Source organism: Vibrio sp. 10N.261.52.A1, assembly GCF_002876325.1.
Taxonomy (GTDB): Bacteria; Pseudomonadota; Gammaproteobacteria; order Enterobacterales; family Vibrionaceae; genus Vibrio; species Vibrio chagasii.
This window is the reverse complement of record NZ_MCYD01000613.1, coordinates 1-6,752: the sequence shown is the minus strand read 5'-3', so window position 1 is coordinate 6,752 and position 6,752 is coordinate 1. Positions and strand designations below refer to the sequence as shown.

Below are 6,752 nucleotides of genomic sequence, written 5' to 3'. Positions count from 1 at the left end.
TAGCATCTAGCATCTAGCTAGAATAGAAAAAACAAAGCCCGAATCTAAGTTCGGGCTTTGTCTATTTGGTTGTTCTACTATTCATTATCAATTGGCTTCAAAACTCGGCATGGATTACCGACTGCGACCACATTGTCTGGAATATCTTTGGTCACCACACTACCCGCACCGATCACACTGTTCTTACCAATGTTCACACCTGGGCAAATGATCACGCCCGCACCAATCCAAGCATTGTCACCAATGGTAATTGGGGTACCGAACTCAACGCCTTCGTCGACGCGGCTCTTCACATCCAATGGGTGACCTGCCGTGAGCACTTGTACATTCGGAGCGAACAGCACATTGTCGCCAATAGTTACTTCCGCGACATCCAAAATCACACAGTTAAAGTTGGCGTAAAAGTTCTTACCCGGTTTGATGTTTGAGCCGTAGTCACAGCGAAATGGTGGCTCTAAATAAGCGCCTTCAGAATCAGGAATTAGAGTGTCAATTGCAGAGCGCCATTCGTCACTGTCTGGAATACTGTTGTTAAGCTTTTGAAGAACCTTACGACACTCGATCCGCTCTGCGTACAGTTCTTCATCCCAAGCAAGGTAAGGCTCACCTGCCAACATCTTCTGTTTTTCTGTTTTCACGTTATTTACCTATTTCCACACTACTTACCCAGTAATGGTCAATACAATGACCAAAAAACGCAATATCGCATATCTTTCCCTCTCACAATAAGAGCGGTTTTAAGAGTCTTACAGAGATGCGCTTCCTGTCACGATTTGTAGTGAACGACCCATTAAAATTCATGCACAACAAACGAAACACATAGATGGAACCAATAAAAAGTTTTTGTTATTAAGCAAAGGCCAGTATGAAATTGATGTAATTTTCGTTTAAGTACGCTGAGCAACTGAATCTCGAATGACAAGACTACCAGTGGTGTCGATGGCATCTGCTTGTTCCGAACCTCCAACGATTTGCAGAATCGCTTTTTGCGTCATCTGCTCCAGCGGTACGCTGACAGAGGTTAAGCTTGGTGTTAAAAACTCGCCCACTTTGCTGTTATCAAAACCGACGATAGAGATATCTTGAGGTAATGAATACCCTAGCTCCGTTAACGCCTTAATCGCACCAATCGCCATGTCATCGTTTTCAGACAGAATCGCAGTGAAGCTTACTTTGCTTTCCACTAAAGCTTGTGCGGCACGATAACCACTCTCCATCGTCCAATCGCCTTGAACCACACTAGACTCGTTCAGCTCAATACCATGCTGAGTGAGCACATCTTGATAGGCTTTATAACGTTGCTCATCGGTCGACGACCCTGCTTTACCACGGATCACCGCAATCTCTGTATGCCCCTGCTCGATGATGTGTTCAACCATCAAACAAGCACTTTGATAATGATCGGTAGTGATAGCATGCTCAGGTTTCGAAGGCATTTCCCGGTTGAGCACCAAAATCGGTGTATCCGTGCTTTCGATGATCTGAGCGATCTCGCTTTCCGTTAAACATTGCGGATAAATGATGATGCCGGCACATTTCATATCGAGTAGGAAATTGATCGCCTTTCTTTCGTCTTCAGCGCTGTGTTTACCATCGGTGATCACCAATTGGTGATTCGATTTTTCACTGTAAGAAGCCGCGTGATACATCAAAGAAGAGAAGTAAGGGCCGTTGAACAGCTCATTGGTGATCACAAAGCCGATAAAGTTGGTCTTCTTGGTCGCCAATTGCTGAGCTAATAAGTTCGGTCGATAGCCCGTTTCTTGAATCGCATCAAATACCTTTTTCACCACATCTGGGCGCACGATATTCTTGCCGTTTAAGACACGAGAAACCGTCGACTTAGATACCCCTGCGCGGTTCGCGACATCAAGCATTGTGACCATTTGCTTCTTTTCCTTATATAAAAAATTAGCCGACATAAGCCGACTAATTTAATGCTAGTTCATATTGCGCGTATCTTTATATTACGTAGAACGACGCAGTAAGAGGCATTCTAAATAGTGGCACCGTTAGATGCAATCACGCCTTTGTACCACTCAAAAGACTTCTTGCGCTTACGCTCTAGTGTTCCTGACTGATCGTTGTGTTTGTCTACGTAAATGAATCCGTAGCGCTTTTTCATCTCACCAGTGGTGAACGATACCAAATCGATACAGCCCCAAGGGGTGTAACCCATCAAGTCAACGCCATCAATCGCAACGGCTTTTTTCATCTCTTTGATGTGATCGCCAAGATAAGCGATACGATAGTCATCATTAATGCTGTCATCTTCTTCGATGGTATCAACTGCGCCAAAACCATTTTCAACGATGAACAACGGCACTTCATAGCGCTCATAAAGAGATGCTAAACAGTAACGTAGGCCTGTTGGGTCAATCGGCCAGCCCCAATCGCTCGACTTGATGAACGGGTTTTCTACCGAGTTTTCATGACCACCGTCCATCGCTTCTTCTGTCGATTGATGAGAAGACGAGTCCAAGGTGTTTGACATGTAATAGCTAAAGCCAAGGTAATCCGCTTTACCCTCTTTCAAGATTTGCTCATCTTCAGGCTGCATTTCGATATTGAAGCCTTTAATAGCCCAATCACGTTTTGCGTAGCTTGGGTAATGACCGCGAACCATCACATCTGAGAAGAAGTAACGATCGCGCATCGCTTGCTGCGCCACCATGATATCTTCTGGCTTTGAAGAACGAGGATAAAAAGGCACCATCGCACACATTGCACCAATCTGAAGATCTGGGTTGATCTCGTGACCTTGCTTCACCACCAAGGCACTCGCAACAAACTGATGGTGAACCGCTTGATACATAGCCTCTTGTGGCTTTTCGCATTGTGGGAACTTCACGCCAGAGCATAACCAACCGAAGATGTCTGCCGAGGTGTTCATCTGGTTATTAATCTCGTTAAACGTCATCCAGTACTTCACTTTGTGCTGATAACGCTCCATCACTGTGGTTGAGTACTTAACAAAGAAATCGATCACTTTACGGTTCATCCAGCCGCCGTATTCTTTCGCTAGATGGTAAGGCATTTCAAAATGGCTCAGCGTCACTACTGGCTGGATATCGTATTTCAGAAGCTCATCAAACAGGTCATCGTAAAATTTTAAGCCCGCTTCACATGGCTCAGCTTCATCACCATTCGGGAAAATACGCGTCCACGCGATACTGGTGCGGAAACACTTAAAGCCCATCTCAGCAAATAACTTAATGTCTTCTTTGTAGCGATGGTAGAAATCCACAGCAACTTGGTTTGGGTAGTTTTCACCATCGATTACACCATCGGTGATTCGACGTTGTACACCGTGCGCGCCTGCCGTTAATACATCAACCACACTCACGCCTTTACCATTCGCATCCCAGCCGCCTTCTAACTGATGCGCTGCTACTGCACCGCCCCATAAAAAATCGTTCGGAAATTCGTTGTTCATACCATTACTCGCTACAAGTTATTCGTGAAAAAGATCGGAACTAGAACGCCAATTGCAGCTCTGAAACCGATTTCAGTAAGGCAAAGATACAGCCTGAAACCGGTTTCAACAAGAGTTTTTTTGATCTTTTTTGATCACAAGATGGGGTTGAAAAAAGCACTCTTAAGCGATGAATAGCATTCAAAAACGCCAACACCTAATGCAAAAAAGCCAGCTCTACGTGGGTTGAGCTGGCTTTGCGTTGTTAAAGAAAAGAGTCGATCAGACTACGACAATGGCAATTGACGGATCATTTGTTGAACCTCGTTACCATATTTTATGCGCTGTCTGGTCTCTTCGAGCGCGTACATTTGAGTCTTCTTCGCTGCAGGATTAACACTTCGGCCTTCGGTTACCATATTATCCGCTGATGACTTTTCCTGATCTAATCGCCCAGGTATCGTTTTCACCGTAGACCAGCCCAAACTGCCAATCGAGCGCGCCGTCATTATGCCTTGATAAATGGTATAACCTCGTGCACTCACCTTTACTTGCCCAAGGAGGATCTTAGTGTAGCCGCCATGAATCGGAGGAGGCGTGTACGTCATTGTCTTGCCGCCCTGAGTCATTCTTGTCGCTATCACCCGTCCCTCAGAGCTTCCTATGCGCATGGCCGGGTTCGTTTTACTCGCCCATGCCACGTTGTACTCACTCGAAGGTCTGATTTTATTCATTAAGCGAGAACCAAGGCCTGGCTGTGTGACATCTTCCAAAGCACCGCCAGCTCTTACCCAACGTAAGTTCTGAACCGACTTATAGGCCGAATATCCGCCACTCACCACACCAATGATATCGAAAGGAATCGTCGCTATATCGAGTTTGCGGGAAATGTCCCCATCATCAATCACACCAGACGCAATTTGTAATGCACCACTGGTCATCCCAGCAATACCACCGATGATACCAGCCGCCAACACCAAGCTTGATCCACCAGTAGGCGCGGCCAATGCAATGCCAACTATCCCGGCAAGCACACCAAAAGCACCAAACAAGATCTTGCTGATATTCAGGTGGCCACTTGGATCGGTGAAGTTAATAGGATCATTGTGACAATACACATAAGCGTTATGCACACCCTCATTAAAAGGCGCCAAACTGTCGGGGGCATTGAAGCGCATCAGCTTAGGCTGGTAGACGCGATAGCCTTGACCTAAGTGATAACCTTGCAACACGGGGTCTAGCCACTCACCATTGAAGCCAATGTCTGAGTGAGAGATTGCCATCGACTGCGCCATCGCTAAACGAACTGAAGTCGGTAGCAAGGATATGCCACCAGCCACTGCAGCAGTTTGACCAATTTTAATCAGAAACTGACGGCGATTAAGTGGGGTAATAAATACCGAGTCTTTATTCTTCATTTGCATTCCCCGCTTGCTCACGTTGTCCATATGGAGAGTAACGGTACGTTGAGCCCGTTTTTCCTGAAGTATTAGAGGCAACGACAGACCCATTTTGATCGGTCGCTAACAGGTTTGTATCCGAACCTGACTCTGACCATATTGGGACCCCTTCGTGATAGATATACTGAGTCAGTGTGCCATTTTCCTCTATTGCTGAGAGGTCACCCCATAGATAGCTAAATTGGCGAGATTCAGATGGCGACTGCTGAGCCGAAAGTCGGTCATTACTGTCATAGTGGTAAATCCATTCAGTATTGTCGGCAAACACGCGTTGTAGGCGGTCGAAGTTGTCATACTCGAGCACGCGACCATCCGCATCTTGAGTCATGTTGCCATTCAAGTCGTACTCGATTGATACTCGGCTATCCAGTTGTGGATGAGAGTGAGTAATACTGGTCAACCGACAAGGATCATCCGACTCATAAAAATAACGAGCGAAATCTTCAGATTCAGCCGTCAATGTACGCTGAGTCAACATGTTACCCAACTCGTCGTAGCTCCACTCAATTGAAGTCATTGGCTGTCCCCAATCACTCAAAGGTCCCGCCCCAAAGAATTCAACCTTAGTAAGCTGAGCAAGCTCATCATAGGTATAGCTTTCTGTCAGGTTGCCTAATGTCGCACAGTCTTTGGTACGAGATTCGAGCATACCTAGCGCGTTGTATTCTTGTGATTGCTCAAAGATATAATGGTTGTTCAAGGCAACAGCTCGATTCACTTCACGGCTGTACTCATCCCAATCAAGCTCCGTAATTTGGGTTTGATTACCAGACACTAAAGTCTCGACGATCACCCGATCAAACTCATCATAATCGTAATATACCGTTGTCGAATTGCAGCTCAGCTTCACCAAACGCCCGAGCTCATCATAGCCGTACTGTCGAGTATCCGTGTCGCTATCAACGGCAGCGATAACCCCGCCATCTGAATAACTGTAATAACGAATCTGTCCATCATTTACCTCAACTTCAGGCAACCCCTTCGACGAATAGGTAATGGTGCTTTGATTGCCTTCACTATCTTGACTCCCGGTTTGCAAGCCGGATATTGGGTCATGACTATAGTTAGCAACCTGCCCATCAGACGACTTGGCACTCAACACACCCAATTGACTATCGCGAGTAAACTTACGTACTGGCGCTGACAAGCTAGTTTCAGTTTCAGGAATATTACTGCTGTCTGAGTAGGACCAACTCAGCGCCGCTTGAGTACTCGCACCGCGTCGTAGTGATCGCTGACGCCCTAAGCCATCAATGTCACGTTGTCCCACCGTTGTCCCACCAATCTTCAGGTCTACAACCTGTGACTGATCGGTATGCTCAGCGTAGGTGATGTTGTGATCGACACCGTTCGCTTGAGTCATGCGAATCACGCGATCAAATCGGTCGTAATGGTAGTGCTTAGATTGAGCAAGCGGGTTGGTTTCTTTGATCAGCCTCCCCCACGAATCATACTCATAATCCCAGCTATGAATCCCCTGCTCTTTTTTGTCTTCAAGACCCCAAGTGTTCAGAGAGCTCACCGTCATGGTTAAGCCTTCAATGCCCTGAGTTTTCTTACGCGATGCAAGGTTGTTAAATTCAACGCGACGCTTTCCGTTAGCAAGCAACGTAGATTTAACCTGCCCCCAATCATCGTATTCATAGCTCTCGGTTAACACTACAGGCGCCGATCTGGAGTTTCGATCGGGCAGCACATCATAGGTACTCTTGCTTTGCAGCCTGCCAAACGCATCATACATTTTTGTCCATACGACGGAGTTGCCAACCTTGGCTTCTAATTCTCGCCCTTGACCATCCCAGCTCTGCTCACACAAGTTACCTTTGCAATCAGTTAACAGCAGAGTTTGTCGGCTCAAACCAGTATCAACAATATAT

Annotated in this window: 4 protein-coding genes and 1 pseudogene; all 5 read right to left on the bottom strand. The window is 46.3% G+C overall.

What is annotated here, in order from left to right; all coding sequences use genetic code 11:
• Nucleotides 1-77: 77 nt before the first annotated feature.
• Nucleotides 78-638, bottom strand: a complete 561-nt coding sequence (locus tag BCT81_RS10850; protein ID WP_102424223.1) for a sugar O-acetyltransferase — start codon at nt 636-638, stop codon at nt 78-80.
• Between the two features lie 249 nt (nt 639-887).
• Nucleotides 888-1,886: a LacI family DNA-binding transcriptional regulator gene (locus tag BCT81_RS10845; protein WP_102424221.1), complete on the bottom strand. Its 999-nt coding sequence runs from the start codon at nt 1,884-1,886 to the stop codon at nt 888-890.
• Between the two features lie 110 nt (nt 1,887-1,996).
• Nucleotides 1,997-3,436: a 6-phospho-beta-glucosidase gene (locus tag BCT81_RS10840; RefSeq protein ID WP_102424219.1), complete on the bottom strand. Its 1,440-nt coding sequence runs from the start codon at nt 3,434-3,436 to the stop codon at nt 1,997-1,999.
• Between the two features lie 266 nt (nt 3,437-3,702).
• Nucleotides 3,703-4,833: an RHS repeat-associated core domain-containing protein gene (locus tag BCT81_RS10835; protein ID WP_102424217.1), complete on the bottom strand. Its 1,131-nt coding sequence runs from the start codon at nt 4,831-4,833 to the stop codon at nt 3,703-3,705.
• Nucleotides 4,823-6,752, bottom strand: a pseudogene (locus tag BCT81_RS10830) (RHS repeat protein); the annotation flags it as partial. The gene BCT81_RS10835 and the pseudogene BCT81_RS10830, both read right to left, overlap by 11 nt.

Bases quoted from the DNA above. Each gene is read 5' to 3' on its own strand.
- BCT81_RS10840 (WP_102424219.1), bottom strand. From the start codon at position 3,436: ATGAACAACGAATTTCCGAACGATTTTTTATGGGGCGGTGCAGTAGCA.
- BCT81_RS10845 (WP_102424221.1), bottom strand. From the start codon at position 1,886: ATGGTCACAATGCTTGATGTCGCGAACCGCGCAGGGGTATCTAAGTCG.
- BCT81_RS10835 (WP_102424217.1), bottom strand. From the start codon at position 4,833: ATGAAGAATAAAGACTCGGTATTTATTACCCCACTTAATCGCCGTCAG.